Annotated in this window: 14 protein-coding genes; 6 read left to right on the top strand and 8 right to left on the bottom strand. The window is 45.8% G+C overall.

Features of this window, described 5'->3' with window-relative positions; all coding sequences use genetic code 11:
- Positions 1–35 precede the first annotated feature (35 nt).
- The 3 genes from H6750_17500 to H6750_17490 are packed head-to-tail and all read right to left on the bottom strand — an operon-like array spanning position 36 to position 4,587.
- Positions 36–860 carry a biotin--[acetyl-CoA-carboxylase] ligase gene (locus tag H6750_17500; GenBank protein ID MCB9776103.1) on the bottom strand — a complete coding sequence of 275 codons (825 nt, stop codon included), beginning with the start codon at positions 858–860 and terminating at the stop codon, positions 36–38.
- 26 nt (positions 861–886) lie between these two features.
- Complete coding sequence (gene nadC, locus H6750_17495; GenBank protein ID MCB9776102.1) at positions 887–1,801, bottom strand: carboxylating nicotinate-nucleotide diphosphorylase; 915 nt, start codon at positions 1,799–1,801, stop codon at positions 887–889.
- On the bottom strand, positions 1,801–4,587 hold the full coding sequence (locus H6750_17490) for a valine--tRNA ligase (protein ID MCB9776101.1): 2,787 nt from the start codon (positions 4,585–4,587) through the stop codon (positions 1,801–1,803). The genes nadC and H6750_17490 overlap by 1 nt, the downstream gene beginning before the upstream one ends.
- Before the next feature lie 440 nt (positions 4,588–5,027).
- Between H6750_17490 and H6750_17485 the strand changes: the two genes are divergently transcribed.
- The 3 genes from H6750_17485 to H6750_17475 all read left to right on the top strand — a co-directional run bounded on the left by H6750_17485 (position 5,028) and on the right by H6750_17475 (position 10,683).
- Positions 5,028–5,753, top strand: a complete 726-nt coding sequence (locus H6750_17485) for an HAD-IA family hydrolase (protein MCB9776100.1) — start codon at positions 5,028–5,030, stop codon at positions 5,751–5,753.
- A 334-nt stretch (positions 5,754–6,087) separates the two neighbouring features.
- On the top strand, positions 6,088–8,307 hold the full coding sequence (locus H6750_17480) for a hypothetical protein (protein MCB9776099.1): 2,220 nt from the start codon (positions 6,088–6,090) through the stop codon (positions 8,305–8,307).
- A 180-nt stretch (positions 8,308–8,487) separates the two neighbouring features.
- Positions 8,488–10,683, top strand: coding sequence for a PAS domain-containing protein (locus tag H6750_17475; GenBank protein ID MCB9776098.1), 2,196 nt, complete (start codon positions 8,488–8,490; stop codon positions 10,681–10,683).
- Between the two features lie 164 nt (positions 10,684–10,847).
- On the opposite strand, the gene H6750_17470 is transcribed toward H6750_17475, so the two are convergent.
- Positions 10,848–11,801, bottom strand: a complete 954-nt coding sequence (locus H6750_17470) for a class I SAM-dependent methyltransferase (GenBank protein ID MCB9776097.1) — start codon at positions 11,799–11,801, stop codon at positions 10,848–10,850.
- Between the two features lie 556 nt (positions 11,802–12,357).
- On the opposite strand from H6750_17470, the gene H6750_17465 reads away from it, so the two are divergent.
- Positions 12,358–13,074, top strand: coding sequence for an A/G-specific adenine glycosylase (locus tag H6750_17465; GenBank protein MCB9776096.1), 717 nt, complete (start codon positions 12,358–12,360; stop codon positions 13,072–13,074).
- Positions 13,064–13,489 (top strand): 8-oxo-dGTP diphosphatase MutT, encoded by a 426-nt coding sequence (gene mutT / locus H6750_17460; GenBank protein ID MCB9776095.1) that lies wholly within the window; start codon positions 13,064–13,066, stop codon positions 13,487–13,489. The genes H6750_17465 and mutT overlap by 11 nt, the downstream gene beginning before the upstream one ends.
- A gap of 488 nt (positions 13,490–13,977) precedes the next feature.
- Here the strand turns inward: mutT and H6750_17455 are convergent, their stop codons facing one another.
- The 3 genes from H6750_17455 to H6750_17445 all read right to left on the bottom strand — a co-directional run bounded on the left by H6750_17455 (position 13,978) and on the right by H6750_17445 (position 16,527).
- Positions 13,978–14,094, bottom strand: a complete 117-nt coding sequence (locus H6750_17455; protein ID MCB9776094.1) for a hypothetical protein — start codon at positions 14,092–14,094, stop codon at positions 13,978–13,980.
- A 755-nt stretch (positions 14,095–14,849) separates the two neighbouring features.
- A complete protein-coding gene (locus H6750_17450) occupies positions 14,850–15,632 on the bottom strand; it encodes a hypothetical protein (protein ID MCB9776093.1) in 783 nt (260 codons plus the stop codon).
- A gap of 148 nt (positions 15,633–15,780) precedes the next feature.
- The gene (locus tag H6750_17445) at positions 15,781–16,527 is read right to left on the bottom strand and encodes an iron-containing redox enzyme family protein (GenBank protein MCB9776092.1); all 747 of its coding nucleotides are present in this window, start codon (positions 16,525–16,527) and stop codon (positions 15,781–15,783) included.
- A 138-nt stretch (positions 16,528–16,665) separates the two neighbouring features.
- On the opposite strand from H6750_17445, the gene H6750_17440 reads away from it, so the two are divergent.
- Positions 16,666–16,950 (top strand): hypothetical protein, encoded by a 285-nt coding sequence (locus H6750_17440; protein MCB9776091.1) that lies wholly within the window; start codon positions 16,666–16,668, stop codon positions 16,948–16,950.
- Positions 16,951–17,052: 102 nt separating this feature from the next.
- Here the strand turns inward: H6750_17440 and H6750_17435 are convergent, their stop codons facing one another.
- Positions 17,053–17,493 (bottom strand): hypothetical protein, encoded by a 441-nt coding sequence (locus H6750_17435; GenBank protein ID MCB9776090.1) that lies wholly within the window; start codon positions 17,491–17,493, stop codon positions 17,053–17,055.
- Positions 17,494–17,524 lie beyond the last annotated feature (31 nt).

Below are 17,524 nucleotides of genomic sequence, written 5' to 3'. Positions count from 1 at the left end.
GGGCACTCCTTTTTGAGCCATCCTTCAGAGATGGGCTATTGTTGGGAGGTTGTGCGCAGATGAAGGATTTCGCCGGAATGAATATTTCGAATCCTAGCTGATTGATCATTTGAATCGGAAGGGGAGGGTATGACTCGTAGTTGGCCATGCTCTCCGATGGAATGAGCCAGCCCTTGAAGTTGGCTTCCGTCAGGAAACAGAATCTGAATCGGTTGCCCAATGGTGACACACCAATGTGTGTATTCCTCAAGATAGTACAGAGGTCCGTTTGCCTTCAGGGTTTCCCAGTTTTTTTCCAAGGATGTGATCACCTTCATGATGAGTTCCTCTCTGTCCACAGCGCCATGACAATGGATCTTCAGAGAAGTCGCACTCGTTTGAAGTTCTATAGGAAATTCCGGTTGAGAGAGGTTAACGTTAATCCCAAACCCGATAACCACGCATGAATGGTGTTTTGGATTCCGAAAAGAATCACATAAAATGCCGCCTAATTTTCGTCCTCCAATTACCAAGTCATTGGGCCACTTTAGATCGATACGAATAGATGCTTGTTGTTCGATTGCCTGGGCAATGGCCACTCCGGCCATCAGAGGAACCCATCCTAAATATTGAATGGGGGTCTCTTGAACAAAAAGGAGAGATCCGTAAATATTGGACTTGCCCGGGGAAAACCAAAAACGATCTAATCGACCTCGTCCCGCGGTTTGTCTGTCGGCCAGAATAACGGTTCCAGAAAGTGCTTGGTTTTTTGCTTTTTCCATGGCAAATGCATTGGTTGAGGCTAATTCTTCGAAAATATAAAGGGTCTCGCCAAACTTTTTTGAGGGGAGAAGTCCGGCTAGTTTAGTGGAAGATACCACTGATTAGTCAGGGGGTTAGAGTAAAATCAGGTTCGTGGTCCGCGCTTTTGAGGACGTCTTTTTGTTCGGAGAGGAACGATCTCCATGGAAAGGTCCATGGATGGGGCGGAATGTGTGAGTGCCCCAATCGAAATGAAATCCGGTCCCGCTGCTGCCATATCTCGAACATTCTCCAAGGTCATGCCCCCTGATACTTCCACTAAGGCCTGCTTTTTGATGATGTCTATGGCCTGTCTGACATGATCGGGGGTCATGTTATCTAATAAAAGGACATCGGCCTTTCCCTTCAAGGCCTGTCGGACCTGCGCCATTGTTTCGACTTCCACGCAAATTCGAAGGCCATGCGGGGCATGTTGTCTGGCCAATAGGCAAGTCTGGGTAATGTTTAACCGTTGGGATGCCATCACCATCAAGTGATTATCTTTAATGAGAATGCCATCATGAAGTGAGAAGCGATGATTTTTGCCCCCGCCAAGGCGAACGGCCCATTTTTCTAAGGCCCGGAGTCCCGGTGTTGTTTTCCGTGTGTCCACTAAATTGACTGGATAATCACGGACAGCCTCGCAGAACTGATGGGTGAGCGTGCTGATCCCCGAAAGCCGTTGGAGAAAATTCAGGGCGATACGTTCGCCTTGAAGGAGCGATTGTGCCTTTCCTTTCATGCTCAGGATAGTGGTTGACGGGCGCACTATGGTTCCATCGCCAGCATGAGTGGTCAGTTCAATGGTTGAATCGACAGTTTGAAACACCTCCCTGGCAATGGCCACGCCAGCCACAATCATGTGGCCTTTCGCGATGATGTTGGCGCGAGCTAATAAATTCGGTGGAATGAGAAGGGTTGAAGTCAGGTCTCCGTAGGCAAGATCTTCTTCCAGTGCAGCGCTGATTATGCGCCGCATGGAGAAAAGGGAAGCAGGAAAGTCGGGAGAAGGCACACCCATCAGGTCGTCATGGAAACCAGTTGTTGTTCGGTCATGTTCAGAATTCCCAACTCATCGATCAGCTTGGTACGGCGGTCTTCTGATTCCTGGATTACGGAAGGATCCGCTTTCTCCCTGAATTCCGGAGAGGATAACCGACTGCCTAGGCGCTGCACTTCTTTTTCTTTTTCTCCAATTTGTTTCTGAATTTTTTTAACCACTTCATGGAGGTCAATCTCATTGGGAACGGGGATACCAATAGTGCTGAAATGACCAGAAGGCAATTGTAATGTACGGAGAGATGGGATGCCCTGGTCTGTGATGACCGATGAGCGTAGAATTGACTCAATATAGGGCGCAAGAAAGGTCAGAAGGGCCGTGTCATTGACCTGGGTGCTCGCTCCATAGATCGAAGGGGTTTGAGCGGAGGAAATATTCAGGAAGGCTCGCCCAGTTCTCGCCGTGTTGACAAACGCCTGGAGAAGTAAAAAAGCCTGTTCGGCTTCAGCATTGAACCATTCCGGCTTTTCAGTGGGATAGGGCTGCGTCATGATTGATGGCCCTTCGTGCGGGAAGGATTGCCATATTTCTTCCGTAATAAATGGCATTACGGGGTGTAACAGCCGTTGGATGATTTCAAATGATTCTAAAAGTGTCTGACGGGTGGCAGGGGCATCAGGATGGTTTTCCTGTTGGAGGCAGGGCTTGGCGAGTTCTATGAACCAATCACAATATTCATGCCATATGAATTGATAGAGAGCAGAGGCGGCTTGGTCAAAGCGATAGTCTTCAAAAGCTTGGCTCACTTCACGGATCGTATGGTTCAGTCGGCTGAGAATCCATCGATCTGGAAAAGGTCGGAATTCTGCTGCGAGTGATGTCCGCGGTCCGTCCGCATAGAGATGAATAAAGCGTGCGGCATTCCAGAGCTTTGTGACAAAATTTCGATACCCTTCAATGCGTTCCTCGGCTAGTTTAATGTCCCGGCCAGGAGAGGCCATTGAGGCCAGGGTAAACCGCAGGGCATCCGTTCCATATTGTCGCATTTTGGTTAGGGGATCAATCACATTTCCTTTGGATTTGCTCATCTTTTGACCCTCGGCGTCTCGAACCAGGGCATGGATGTATACATCGCGGAATGGGACCTGCCCCGTAAATTTCAGGCCCATCATGATCATTCTGGCAACCCAAAAAAAGAGAATATCCAGTCCGGTGACTAGAGTTCCTGTTGGGTAAAATGATTTAAAGTCTTCTGTGTTTTCTGGCCACCCTAGGGTAGAAAATGGCCATAGGGCCGATGAGAACCAGGTGTCTAATACATCAGGGTCTTGAAAAAGGCTCGTCCCGCCGCATGTTGGACAGGATTGTGGGGGAGTTCTCGAGACGATGGGGTGTGCGTCTGGGGCGATAAAGCAGCTCATTGTGAGCTGGTCGGAAGAAATGCCTTTATCCTCAGGGACTTCGCCCACCTGGCTAGTTTTGAGTATCCTGTCCTTGTTGCAGGTTCGACAGTACCAGGCAGGGATTTGATGTCCCCACCAGATTTGGCGAGAAATGCACCAATCTTTAATCTGGCGCATCCAGCCCAGATAATTGTTTTTCCATCCATCGGGAATAATTCGAATGTGTCCGGCTTCAACCGCTTGTATGGCAGGAGTTGCCAACGGTTGGATTTTGACGAACCATTGTGGTGAAAGATAGGGTTCGACAACGGTTTTGCATCGATAACATTTCCCGATGGCCATGGCGTGATCTTCTACCTTTAAGAGAAGTTCGTCCTTCTCCAGGGCTTCTATCACCATGGTGCGGGCTTCCTGAGCTGGCTTGAGGTTGAGGATGCTTCGAAGTCTGGAGTCTGCTTGAGCTTCTTGAAGTCCTGTTGGGCTCATTCGAGCTTGAAAATCGAATATCGCCAGGCGTGGAAGATCGTGTCGCTGGCCTGCTTCAAAGTCATTAAAGTCATGCGCAGGGGTAATTTTGACGGCTCCGGTTCCAAATTCCCGGTCAACTAATATCGGATCAGCTAAAATGGGAATGGTTCGTGTCGTCAATGGGACGCGAACTTCTTTGCCAATGTACTGTTGATAGCGAGGATCCTCAGGGTGGACAGCCACTGCGGTGTCTCCAAGAATAGTCTCTGGTCTGGTCGTAGCCACCATGAGGAATTGTGTTGGATCGTCAGCGAGGAAATACTGAATGTGATAAAGCTTTCCTGTGATTGGTTCGTGCTCGACTTCAATGTCAGACAGGGCTGTCAGGCAGCGCGGGCACCAATTTATTAAACGTTCCCCTCGGTAAATAAGGCCTTCCTCGTACAGACGAACAAACACCTCTCGAACTGCCCGCGAAAGTCCTTCGTCCATGGTAAACCGGAGACGAGACCAATCGCAGGATGCTCCTAATTGTTTTAATTGTTCGATAATAGTATCTCCCGATTGGTGTCTCCACTTCCAGATCCGCTCGATGAAGGCTGAGCGCCCGAGATCTTCTCGTGACTGACCTTCCTGTGCGAGTTGTCGCTCGACGACATTTTGGGTCGCAATCCCCGCATGGTCCGTCCCGGGCACCCAAAGAGTCTTGAGTCCCTGCATGCGTCGCCATCGAACGATAATGTCCTGGATGGTCGTATTGAGAGCATGGCCGATGTGGAGTGACCCCGTGACATTGGGCGGAGGAATGACCAGGCAAAATGATGTGGATCGGTTGCCGAGGTCAGGCTGAAAGAGTTGGTGCTCCATCCAATAGGAACCCCATCGCTGCTCGACTTCATTAGGATTGTACGTTTTTTCCAACTGTGAAGATGACATACTTCGTTAGACAGGGTATTTAGGATTTGGCAAAAAAGTCTTCGATGTTATCACGGGCCCTACACGCCTGCAATACGACCTCTTGTCCCTCCTATGATGCCTATGGTAAAAATGGCCTCCGTTAAGTTTTTAACATTTTCAATTCACTCAGGAGAGTCACCCATGCCACGTGGTCGACAAAAAGATCGTGATTTGCGAAGAAAACACCGAAAAAATCAACAGCGGGTAAAAGGGTTAGAAGTGGCCCGGCGCGAAAAGGGCAAAAAGAAATAAGAAACTAATTGTTTGAGGCTGGGGCCTTTATTCCCAAGAGCCTCATTTCTCTTCTTGAATTTCCTTCCTTATAATTTTCGTTTGATCGAACCCACAAGGCCATTTTTGGCGGAGAGCAGATCAGCCGTCCTACGCCATTGATCCTCTTTCCACCTTATATTTAATGTATGAGTTCCTCCCCCATAAAAGTTATTTTTTTTGATGCTGTTGGGACCTTATTTGATGTGAAGGGATCGGTAGGGGAGGTCTATTTAACGTATGCAAAAAAATACGGGGTTCCGGACACCGAGCACACGCAACATGCATTGAATGCAGCTTTCAGGCAAACCATAAAAGACATGCCTCCTCCGATTTTCTCTGTGGAACGGCCTGAAAAACTTAAACAGTGCGAGCGGTTGTGGTGGTTTGATGTCGTCCATGCTGTGTTTTATCGGGTAGGGATGTTCGAAGGATTTGACGATTTTTTTGAGGAGGTATTTGAGGCGTTTGGGAATTCTACCCATTGGGAGCTGTTTCCTGAAACATTCCAGATCTTAGCTGAATTGAAGGGGAAAGGCTTTGAACTCGGAATTATTTCCAATTTTGATAGTCGGTTTTTTCAAGTTTCGCGTGGGCTTGGTCTCAATACGTTTTTTGATTCTGTGACCATTTCCAGTTTGGTCGGGTCCGCCAAGCCAGCCAAAAATATTTTTACTCATGCACTCGATGAGCATATGGTGATCCCTCAAGAAGCACTTCATGTGGGAGATCATCCTATTGAGGATTTCGAAGGGGCTCGAAAGGCCGGTCTTCATGCCGTCTTGATCGATCGTTCAACAAATAATAGCCTTCCTCATCCACAGACCCTCTCAAATTTGACTCAACTGTCTTCATACGACCTCTTGCATCCCTAAAACCAAGCCTGCATTCAATTTTTACAGCCCTGCCTAGTGCCAATTGAAGAACTGATGTCCCGTGCCTTTATGTAAGCCAAGGGTAATTAAGAGGTTGAATCCTGAAAGGCCGAATGTCGGCCAATGATAATTCACCAAGATCAAGTCAATCCTTCACGACACTCAGAAGCCCACAGAAGATCAAAAGGGGAATACTTGACCATTTTGGCCATTCAGGTTACGGTTTACAATCAAAGTAGACCCCTCAAGGCTGGTGCGGCCTTTTTTGACATGATGAACTCTTTCCAGGTGTGGATCCTTAAGTTAGTACTCCTTCGTCACTAACACGAAGCCCGTGGAATTTTTTGCCATCAGTGGATTGTTGAATGGATTAGCCGCTTGCGGGCTGGCGTCCTTTGTCTACTTCCGCGCTCCAAAGGATCCCAGGCATTGGACGTTTGGTTTATTTGGCATTGCCACCGCTTTATGGAGTTTTGGGTATTTTGCCTGGCAAGTCGCGGATTCTGAGTTTTTTGCGCTTCTCAATCTTCGCATATTAATGGCAGGGGCTATCTTTATTCCCATTACATTTCTGCATCATGTTTTGTATTTACTGGGGAAGGAGAATGTTTATAGCGCTACGATTAAATGGAATTATTTTGTAGGTGGAATTTTCCTTCTTGCCGATTTTACTCCTTTCTTTATTCAAGGTGTGCGCCAAATTTCTGTCTTTCCGTTTTGGGGTGTGCCTGGCCTGGTTTTTCATTTTTGCCTGATTTGGTGGGTCGGTCTTGTAGTTTTTGCTCATCTTTTACTTATTCAAGCCTATGCAAAGGAAAGGGGATTGCGTCGAAGGCAATTTTTGTATCTCCTCATAGGCTCTGGAATTGGATACATAGGTGGGGCGAGTAATTATCCCCTCTGGTATGGGATTGAAATATTACCCTACGGGACTATTGGCTTTGCGGTCTATATTTCAATCGTAGCCTATACCTTGTTGCGATTCCACTGGTTGGAATTTTCGGTCTATGTTGAAAAAGGATTGTCCTATTTTGCTATTTTATTATTTGTTTCACAGCCTGTGTATCCGATGTTGCTACTGGCACAGAAATCCCTCCTGGGTGCCATAAATGTCAGGTTTTCCGTCGTGCAACTTGTGCTCCATCTCATGACGGTTGTGGGAGTTTATCAGATGAAAGTGGGAACGAAGGGTGCGATTGCGAGAACCATACTCAAAGGCCGGGAATTGAGGACTCAGGCTCTCTCCAAATTTTCATCAAAAGTTGCGAACATGCATAATATCCAGGATTTAGGTCAGGCCATTCTAGAAACGGTCGGGAGAAGTGCTGGGGCATCGAAGGCTGCAATTTTTGTTTTGCAAGTTGAAGAAAATCGGTATAGGGCAGTTTCGAGCTTCGGGTTTTCTTCTGGCCATCCTGTGATCCAGAATGGATGGGCTATCTCCGATAATCTGCCGCAATTATTATTATTTACGCAGGCAAAAGTCTCCATTGGGGATTTGAAAGAATTAGACTCAAACGCAGGCGAGAGGCGTATAGCCGAAATATTAGAAGATGCCGGATTAGAGTTGTTCTATCCGATCTTTGGGAATAACCAATTATTAGGCGTTTTGGCACTTGGCCCGACGTCTAGTGAAGCTATTCGGATGATGGGTGGAAAAACATTTTGGAATACGATTATTCAGGAATCGGCCCTAGCTTTAGAAAATGCTATTTTGCGGGAAGAAATTCACCGTTCTCAAAATTTGCTTTGCCAAGTGGATCGCCTACGATCCCTTGAAGCCATGGCCAATGGATTGGCTCAGGAGCTTCATAGTCCATTAGTTTCAATTAAAGCTTTTGTTCAAGTGGCTGAGTTGAGACGGCATGATGGGGAATTTATGGATAGGCTCCATCGTATTGTCGGAGAAGATCTTGCGAAGATCGAAGCCTTAACTAAAGAGATCAGAGAATATGTCAAGCCCCTGTCGGGATCATTGAATGCACAAGCCCATGTCCACGATATCATTGATTCCTGTTTGTTGTTTGTCGCAAGCAATCCTTCTTATCATAAGACAATGATTGAGAAGGTATTTAGTTCAGATGTTCCAATGGTCTCCGTAGATCGGCAAGGGCTCATGCAAGCTATTTTCAATGGCCTGTTATTTCTCTTAAAGGACCCCTCGCATTTGTCTGGAACTTTGCGAATTGAAACAGAAGCTGATCGACAGGTTTTTGGGCAAAAATGGCTTCAAGTTTCGGTGTGGTGGAAAGCTGAAAAAGCGTCAATGGATTCTGAGCTGGTTTCAGTAGAAGAGTGGGACTTTGATAATTGCCTGATTGATGAACCTGACCCTTCCGCCACGCAAGGGTTAATCCTTGCTCATCAAATTATTCAACGTCATTCTGGACGTCTCCAGCTTTTAACCAATAAGTGTGGCATTCTTGGATTTCAAATCCAACTGCCCCTCAGTCTACCCTATGGCAATGAGTATTCCTTGACTTCTTTTCATAACCCCGCCATTCCTCTTAAGCAGGTGAAGGTAACCCCAGACGCTGGCCATCCTTTTTCGTAGGAAAAATTGGTAGAATCCCGGAGGTTGGGTGCTGACTCCCTCTAAGTCAGGTCGGTAGTTGTATTGCGTCATTCTTCCTCTATGAATAGTTTCTCTCAAAATGAGCGTTCCGTTTTTGACCATGTACCACTGGTTGTCTATCAATGCACTCAACAGGGAATTGATCGGAATTTCAAGTTCGTGAGTCCGTACGTTTATTCATTGCTAGCCTTAACTCCTGAGCAACTTACCAAAGATTCCAAAGCCTTTTTTTGTCGGATTCATCCTGAAGACCGGAATATGTTTTTGAGGGCTTGGGAGAAACACACCCATTTGCCTGCAACCATTCGGTTAGAATATCGGATGCTCGGTAAAGGAACTCGAGTGGTTTGGGTTCAAGAAAATAGTGTGATGTCTCAGGGGAGCATCGAAAATGAAATGATCTGCCATGGGGCGTTAATCGAGATTCCTGAGCACCAGCATATCAAAACGGAATTGCAGCGCTGGGACCGAGAGCTTCAATCCTTGACCGGCAATCTTCCCGATATTATTGGACGATTTGATCGCAAGAACCGTGTTATGTATTTAAATCGGTGGTGGGATAACGTTGACCAAATTCCTCCAGAAAAGTATTTGGGGAAGCAACTCAATGAGTTAGGGGTGTCTCAAAAAGTCGCCAGTGTGTTTGAAGAGAAAATTCAATCGGTTTGGACAACGGGTATATCAGAATCCCTCGAGATTTCCCATCCCACAGGAAAAGGACTGAAAAATTTTGAAATACGATTTTGCCCGGAGCCAACTGTCGGAGGACAAATTTTAACCGTCTTGTTGATCTGTCGTGATGTGACAGACGTTCGAATGGCTCAGTTGGCTTTCAGAGACAGTGATGAAAAATTTCGTCAACTGGCCGAAACAGTGGATAGTGTCTTTTGGATCTGGGATGTGGACCTACAGCAAATAGTCTACGTGAGTCCTGCTTACAAACGACTTTGGGGCGGGGATCCCCAAAAACTCCTGAATAATCCCTTTGACTGGTTGAGCATCGTTTTTCAGGAAGATCAGGCCAAGGTGGAAAATTTGTTCTTCAAGAGAATTGATGCGAAAGGCCTTGATATTGAATATCGAATTGTCACCCATCACCATGAGCTACGCTGGATCCATAACCGAACCTTTCCGGTGAAGGATTCATCGGGCAGGATTCACCGTATCATTGGGATTGCTCAGGATGTGACGGAAAGAAAGAAATGGGAGGAAGAGCGGTTGAGGGGGGCAAAGCTCGAATCACTTGGGCTCTTGGCTGGAGGTCTTGCCCATGACTTCAATAATCTGCTCACAGCTATTTTAGGCCAACTGTCTTTGGCGAAATATACATTAGACTCAGCCGATCCGCTATTTAATAGAATTTCTGAAGCCGAACACGCGTCTTTGAGGGCACAAGATATTGCGAGGCAACTCCTGACTTTTTCTAAAGGCGGGGCTCCGGTAAAAAAGACCGTTTCCTTGAAAGAGATCTTGTATGAAAATGTCCGGCTGGTGCTGGCAGGCTCAAATGTCCGTCCCATTTTTAACATTTCCGATGATTTGTGGCCGGTCACTATCGATGCAGGCCAAATTTGCCAGGTGATTCATAATCTTGTGATCAATGCCAGGCAGGCGATGGAAGAGGGAGGAGAATGTATCATTCAAGCTCGCAATGTTACAGGGGATGGGGTTGAACGATCGGGTTTAGGAGCAATGTCTGGGCATGTTCAGGATTGGGTTGAAATCCGTTTCATTGACAATGGGATTGGGATTTCAAAGGACAATCTGGAAAAAATATTTGATCCATATTTTACGACCAAGTCCACAGGGTCGGGGTTAGGGCTTGCAACGTCCTACTCCATTGTGAGGAATCATGGAGGAGTGTTGGCTGTGAAGTCCGCACTCGGTGAAGGTAGTACTTTTTCTTTATTTCTACCCGCTATTCCCATTCAAGAAATGTCTCAAGAATTGCCGGAGCGGAGCGTGAAAGTCGGGCAAGGCAAAATTTTAATCATGGATGATGAAATCCAAATTCGAAACGTTCTTGGTGAGATGGTGGAAACCTGTGGATACAGCTACCAAACAGCCAAAGACGGGGATGAAGCCTTGAAAAATTTTTGTGATGCCAGAGACATTGGTTCTCCATTTTCAGCCGTCATCCTTGATCTAACCATACCTGGTGGGCTAGGGGGGAAAGAAGTTATCAGTCGGCTGCTAACGATAGATCCCCAAGTCAAAGCTATTGTGGTGAGTGGTTATTCAAATGACCCTGTCCTTGCCAATTATCAGGAATATGGTTTCAAGGGTAGGGTCGCAAAGCCTTTTAACCTTGTGGATCTCAGTGTCGTACTTCATTCCGTTTTAGAGAAGACGTGATCATAAGTCTTGGCCAAGGTGTGGTGTCTTGGCATTTGCATAATTGTCTGTGAAAAAGGGGGAATCCTTATTGATGATGGATTCCCCCCTTTTTATGAGCGCTGTCCATTGAAATGCCAGGCTCCCCGGATGAGTGAAGGGGAGGGATGGTCTTTCATTACTGGTTAATTTTTTGTGATTACCAAAAATAGGTTGACCCCTTCAGGTTCTTGTTCAATGCGGATTTGATTCTCTGTAAATCCGCATTCCCGCGCAAGCATCCGAAGGTGGTTTTTGCTTCGATGGAATAAGTCCCATTTAAAAAGTTCCATATAGCCGCGACTGGGATTCCCAGTGGTGAAATTTCCAATCACCATTTTTCCATTTGGTTTGAGAAGAGAAACGAACCTTTTTAAGGTTCGCTTAAAGATATTGTCATTGAAATAATCAAATAATCCGGCCGACCAGATTAGGTGGTAGGTTTTGTTTGGTAAAAACCGAAACACATTTTTGTGCGTAAACTGAATATGAGAAAGAAAGTCACGGCAAAGATCCTTGGCATAATTGATGGCATGTGCGTCCTGATCAACGCAATCAATCTCGAGTTTGGATGTCCCAAGAACCTTGAGAGCTTCATACATATCGCGCCCAGGGCCGGAGGCCAAGTTGAGGATATGGCTGGTTGACGGGGTTTCCATTTTTGTTTTCCATAATTGGTCAAGGAAAAATGATAATCGGTTTCTGACTGCCTTAGGTGCCTTTTGGGTATGAAAAAACTCGTCCCACTTGGATAAATGCGGGTTCAAAGATGTAGAGTAATTGTATATTTTTTCAATAATTTGATAATCACCTGCATATCCTAGCGGTTTATGGTACGCCCAGCCCTGAATGGTTGCGGGGGAAAGGGCTTCTCCAAAAGCCGCTCGAATTAACGCCAATTGATCGGCGGAAAAGATCTTGTGTATATTTTCTCGGGAAAACTGTTGAAGGAGTGTATTTAGCAAGGGATAGTCTGTTAGGTTTGGTCCTCCTTTTTTTGAGAATCCGGAAATGAGTTCAGCTGTGCTTTGGGCAAGTTTTTGAGTCTCTGTGGCTCCACTTGGATACAATTGGGAAAGTGAGATGGTGTGCGGGAACATAAGGAACCTCCTGTTTGTTGTTTAAGAGAAATATAATGTTGAACCTTGAACGTATCCCTAACCGGGAAAGACGGTAGAGACTGGAATGCTCGGAATGAAAATGGGGAAAAACGCGAATGGAAGAATATCTTAATGTTCCCCTGAAAGGGGGTAGGGGAAGGGCAGTTACTGGTCCGGAATTCGTCCGCATAGTTGGACAAAGACCCGGGATTCCTGAAGATTGACCGCTAGGAGAGATTTTGGGAAACCATAGGACCTCGTCTATTCCCTCAGTTTTTTAAATAGAGGGAACATGTGGATGGGGGGCACATGAAAAGGAACGAGACGGTCCTGCTTAATGTGCGGGACATTACCCGATCTAAGAGACCCCTGTCCAGGAAAATTGATCTGAGGGTTTCATGGAAATTCATGTAGTGGATGATATTTCATTGTTTGTTGGGCTAAAGTGATGTTTTGGTTTAATTTTTAGTTCTCGCGTATAAATGAATGAGTGTTGCAAGTGTGGTGACACCCTGGTCTGTTGTGCCGAGGATCAGGCCTGGAAAAATTTTGTTTGATGGCGAAGATAAAAAAACATCAGAATGAAAAAAAGTCTCAGCCTCAGGCTAAGACTAGTCAGGTCGTTCCAAAATCTAAAAAAATTCAGTTCCAGAAACGCCTCCTGACATGGTACGCGGAATTCGGGCGTGATCTTCCATGGAGGAGAACCAGTGATCCGTATAAGATTCTGGTTTCTGAGGTCATGTTGCAACAGACGCAGGTGGATCGGGTCATACCTAAATTTCATGAGTTTCTGGGGAAATATCCCACACTGCAGGATCTTGCGGTAGCTCACCCTGATGATATTCGCAGAACGTGGTATCCCCTAGGGTACAATATTCGACCATACCGTCTCCATGGCATTGCCTGTGAGACGATTGAGCGTTATGGCGGAGCTATTCCCAGTAAGGCGGAAGAGCTCCTTTCTCTGAAGGGCATTGGTCGTTATACAGCAGGAGCCATCAGATCATTTGCGTTCAATGAAGATGCCCCGATTTTAGACACTAATGTGATGCGGGTATTGCATCGGATATTTATTGGGAAAGGGGAGGCCAAGAAGCAGAAGACCGAGTTATGGGTTCTCTCTGAAGCACTCATTCCCAGAGGCAAAGGGTATGATTTTAATCAGGCGTTAATGGATTTTGGGGCCATGATGTGTACGGCCAGAAAACCCACATGCTTATTGTGTCCAATGAGGAATATTTGCCTCACCATTTCTTCTGATGAAAAGTAGGGATCTGCAGGAGGCCTCGACTATTGTTGTGGCTGCCGCCATTATCTGCCGGAAAGATATGATTCTTTTGGCAAGGCGAATGCCAGAATCCCATCTAGGGGGGCTTTGGGAATTTCCCGGAGGAAAGAAGGAATTTGGAGAAACTCTGGAAGCTTGCTTGCGTAGGGAGTTGAGAGAGGAGTTAGGGGTGGATATTAGTGAGCCTCTTCCATTCCATGCTCTCCATTATCAGTATCCAGAAAAAATGGTGGAGTTGAATTTCTATATTTGTTCCATCATTCAGGGCATTCCTCGAGCATTAGGGTGTGCTGAGATCGCCTGGGTTTACAGGCATGAATTGAATTCCTATAATTTTCCTCCTGCCGATATTCCTGTTGTAAACAAAATTCTGCAATCTGGGTATTTTGACGAATGAGTTTTTTGCTTTCCGAAAGAATTCATGGGTCATGAAGATTATCCAATTTCTAATCTATCCAGGTTGCTATGCCTAAGCGGGCAAAATTGTTGGAGATTGAAATTTGCCTGCTATCCAACACCGTTCCACAGGCCACATTGGTATTTTTAACTAATTCTGGAAACAAGGAACGCACCCTAAAGGAAAGTAAAGGTTGACGCTTTCCACTTGATTAAGCCCTCGGTCGATTTGCGATCATTGGTCATTTGGTTTTCTCAGATGCCATTGTTCGAATGGGCAAATTTTAAGTCTTTCCATTTAAGTAGAAAGTTCGTCAGTGGAGTGGTTCGCTGTTTTGAGACCTCCCAGAAAACTTGACCGGGCCATGTTGGAAATGCGGCTGCCTTATGCAGCCAGGCGTACGATGCTTGTTTGGCAAGCATCTGTGGCCTGAAATTCCCGGTGAGCAATGCGACCTGTGCTATAATTCTTGTCCATTCACCAGGATTCTATTTTTTTCGGGCATCGTGTGCGGACCTGAATGCATTGGCATAGAAACAATTGTCTAGGACAGATCCGTTGAAACTCTCGATCACCTTTTTCTCCCCAGGTATTCCTGGCCGAATGACATCGAATGTGACCTCATGCGTCTATGTCCAGGGACCAAATGCTTTCGGTGTGCATTCTGTCCCATTTTCCACCCCAATCATTTTCTGATATCCACTCCGTTTTCCCACACGCTCTAAGGCCATGACAGCTTTCGTATCCGAATGGGCAGTTGCAATTATTGCTGGCGAGGGATGACGAACTCACTTTCGAATTGACGAGGTACCTTTCCGCCTCCAAAAAAAATCTCATCCTTAGATATCCAAAGCTGGGGTTGGCATGAGTACGGGCGGGCGATAGCTCCTTGCCAAATTGGGTCGATTCGACGAGGAACGATCAGGCGGGTCGCAGGGACAGCCGAGCCCGCAATTAACAGAAAACGTCTGCGGAAGTCTCTGTCCCAATTTTCGGCAGCCCGGGGAATTCAGAATTTTTTCATAAACCCACCGACACCATAGCCTTATTCAGAAGAAGGCTGAGAAACTTGTGCGTTGATACTTCCCCCTCGCCTGGGGATGCCTTTCATCCCCAGGCAAAGCAAGGGACTTTTTGGCAGGCTTAGTTAAACGGCCGTTTGCAATCAACCTGGACAATTTTGGACTGAACTCATGTACGAGATGACGGCCATTTTTAGCAGGTGGAATATGCCGAATGGGAAAACAGACCCACTTTTGTCATCCATGTTTGCGGGCAGCAAATGACGTTTCGATATTTATATGGCCCAGATGAAGTCCTCCGGGAAAGTCAATCTATGGATGTAGGTTCATAATTTATTCTATTGAGCGGAGGTGTCTTGAAGACGGCGAATTTCTTCGGCTTGTTGGTCTACGATTTTTTGAAGGTCTTGCAAACGGGAGTTCAGTGAATCTATGGTCATGGGTGATACAGTACTTTGTTGAGACGTCGTATTTGTGTCAGGTTGGGTTTGTTGATTCTTGTTGCTGATTGGGTTGAAAGATTCGAGCATTTGATAGTTGATGGCAATCCCATTGGACGTCGAGTGAATTGTCATAAAGTCTTTGACCGCCTCTGCCCTTAAGATAGCTTCCTGATGGGAAAAAACCAGGGAGATTGGCTGGAATTTTTGAGATGTATTTTTTTGCATTTTTGAAGATACCCCAGGGTAGGGCTTGAAATTTTCCAATGTCAACAGAAGAGAAGATGGAGGGAAAACGGCCAGCATTCCCTGGGTCGGAACATGCCGTTCATTAGTCGGTGGACACTTAAAATTGATAACTTCCTCTGGTGTGACCTGAGAAAATGCCATGGATAGGTGGGGTGCCAAAAAATCTATTTGAGATGGAGAGAACGCGGGAAAGAGGTGTTGCTTTGAAAGCAGTAGTTGTTGGAGTATGCCTTCATCTTGGCTGATGGTTATGCCATTTAAAATCTTGGTAATGAGAGTTTCAGGAAGCAGTGCTGGATGCTCTGGAGCCTGCTTTAGATCGTGAGATGTTTTTAAGGAAATAACGCACTCAGGCCCTTCATAGAGCACCGTTTCTACTTCAGGAGTCCAAGAGCACTGCAAATTGGAGATTGCCAAAGTAATGATAATCAAGCACTGTTTAGTGAATCCTAGGGGTTTGAAATGTGCTAAAAACGCTATGAATGAATGTGGCAGTGTTTGGATCACTTCGCCAGGTATTTAGGAAATAAGAGCCAGAATTTTTGTGACGCCAATGGGGAACAAAAACAGATGGTAATGATTAGGCTTGTCGGATACCACAGGCACGGGCAATTCCCTCCTGATATCGTGACCACAAGTTCAATGTCTCTTCTAATAGCGAGAGTACCTTAATCTGATCACCGCTTTCATCGGTATGATGCGTCACCATGTCATATACGGTTTTCCGAGATCCTGCGGAAAACATATGTTGGGCACGAATATAATCCATAAATGCCGGTGATAAGCCTTGGTGCTGACTTAAGTAATGTTTCCGGACGATATCTTCAATCTCATCCTGATTTTGTGCTGGCTGGGGATATAGCACTTCTTCCGGATCGTTGGCTGTTCCTTTTATAAAAATTGAGAGAACTGCCGCTCCAACCGACCACTCTTCTTCCTGGCAAATTTGATTTAACCATTCCCGATATCCACGGCTTGATGCCAACAGTTCCACATCCCGAAATCCGGCCCTATCAAATCCCAATCCATTCATCATGTGAAGAAATAGTTCTTGGTGAGGATGTCCAAGGGAGAACCCTCCGGTTTCCTCCTCATAGATGATTGTAGCAAGCAGTCGGCGTGCCTCCCATGGTGGATTTTTCCCAAGAACCTGAGCGAGGAGTACGGAGAAATCGCGAACATAGACGACGTATTCCTGATGAAAATAAATATTCAATTTTTCTTTGGTAATGGTGCTTCCTTCCAGAAAAGGAGTGGCCCAATGATGTTTTCGGCGCAGCACATCAAATATTCGGTCACGAAATTGTTCTGGTGAAAGTTTTCTCATACAGAGGGGTTATCCCTTATTACGGTCTATTTGCTTGAAATGAAAAGGTGGGCTTTTAAGTAATACGGAATTATGATAGACATCGCAAGTGCCTATATATAATCTGTATATTATCACATATCAAAGGAGTCAGTAACAATGCAACCAATTAACCTGGCCGATCCTGACGCCATTTTAGAATTTTTAGCGAACGTGACTCTACGTGGAAAAGGGGTCACTGCCGAAAATTTAATGGAATATGTGATGGATGAGGGGTTTACGGAGCCCACATACTTAAGTGCAAAAGGGGAAGATCCTCTGGCATTCTACCAGGGACACCCCAATGCCTGGGGAGTTTATCAAATCCGTGAATGGAAAAGGGTTTTAATTATTTCAGGAGGAGCCGGAAAGGAAAGACGAGCCCAAATTACCGAAACTCCCTAAGCATATCTAAACGTTGCGTAAGATTTGGCTTTAATGAGGAATGGACTAACTTTTTCTCAAGATTAGCGTTTCACGCCTACTTTTATTGGAATAAAACGTTTCTCAATACCAGCCTCCTATTAATTTGCCTTCTTCAAAGTAGAGATATCTGTGTTTAATCGTGCTTGAATCCAGCCAGTCCTCATAGATCCATTCCTCACGTCTTATCCCTTTATCCGTATAGCTGACATTCATTTGGTAAGGGGAACCCCAGGCGTCCATCACTTGCTCGCGACTCATCCCAGCCATAACGGATTTATCTTGTAGGTGCTGTTCAAAGGTTGGGTCAAGTAATCGTGGTATAACGCCCCATCCCACCATCCACAGTCCAAAAGCTACCAAGAAACCATAAATTGTCAGCCGAACCGGGCGTCGACAGATCCATGGGGTTATTTGAGATTCGTTGCTTGTCGGTTGGGAGAGCTCTTCCGTCTCTGGACGGGAAATGTTTCTCTCTGCAGATAGGGATGGTGAAGACATTTTTAGTTTTTCGTGTGTTATCATAATTAAGGTAATTTACTCATTAATCTAACAG

It is taken from the genome of Nitrospiraceae bacterium (assembly GCA_020632595.1).
In the GTDB taxonomy this organism is placed as follows: domain Bacteria; phylum Nitrospirota; class Nitrospiria; order Nitrospirales; family UBA8639; genus Nitrospira_E.
The sequence above is the reverse complement of the archived record's forward strand: the minus strand, read 5'-3'. Positions and strand labels throughout refer to the sequence as shown.

Coding starts and splice junctions, on each gene's coding strand:
- nadC (MCB9776102.1), bottom strand. CDS start 1,801: ATGGGTGTGCCTTCTCCCGACTTTCCTGCTTCCCTTTTCTCCATGCGG.
- H6750_17490 (MCB9776101.1), bottom strand. CDS start 4,587: ATGTCATCTTCACAGTTGGAAAAAACGTACAATCCTAATGAAGTCGAG.
- H6750_17485 (MCB9776100.1), top strand. CDS start 5,028: ATGAGTTCCTCCCCCATAAAAGTTATTTTTTTTGATGCTGTTGGGACC.
- H6750_17470 (MCB9776097.1), bottom strand. CDS start 11,801: ATGTTCCCGCACACCATCTCACTTTCCCAATTGTATCCAAGTGGAGCC.
- H6750_17465 (MCB9776096.1), top strand. CDS start 12,358: ATGGCGAAGATAAAAAAACATCAGAATGAAAAAAAGTCTCAGCCTCAG.
- mutT (MCB9776095.1), top strand. CDS start 13,064: ATGAAAAGTAGGGATCTGCAGGAGGCCTCGACTATTGTTGTGGCTGCC.
- H6750_17445 (MCB9776092.1), bottom strand. CDS start 16,527: ATGAGAAAACTTTCACCAGAACAATTTCGTGACCGAATATTTGATGTG.
- H6750_17440 (MCB9776091.1), top strand. CDS start 16,666: ATGCAACCAATTAACCTGGCCGATCCTGACGCCATTTTAGAATTTTTA.
- H6750_17435 (MCB9776090.1), bottom strand. CDS start 17,493: ATGATAACACACGAAAAACTAAAAATGTCTTCACCATCCCTATCTGCA.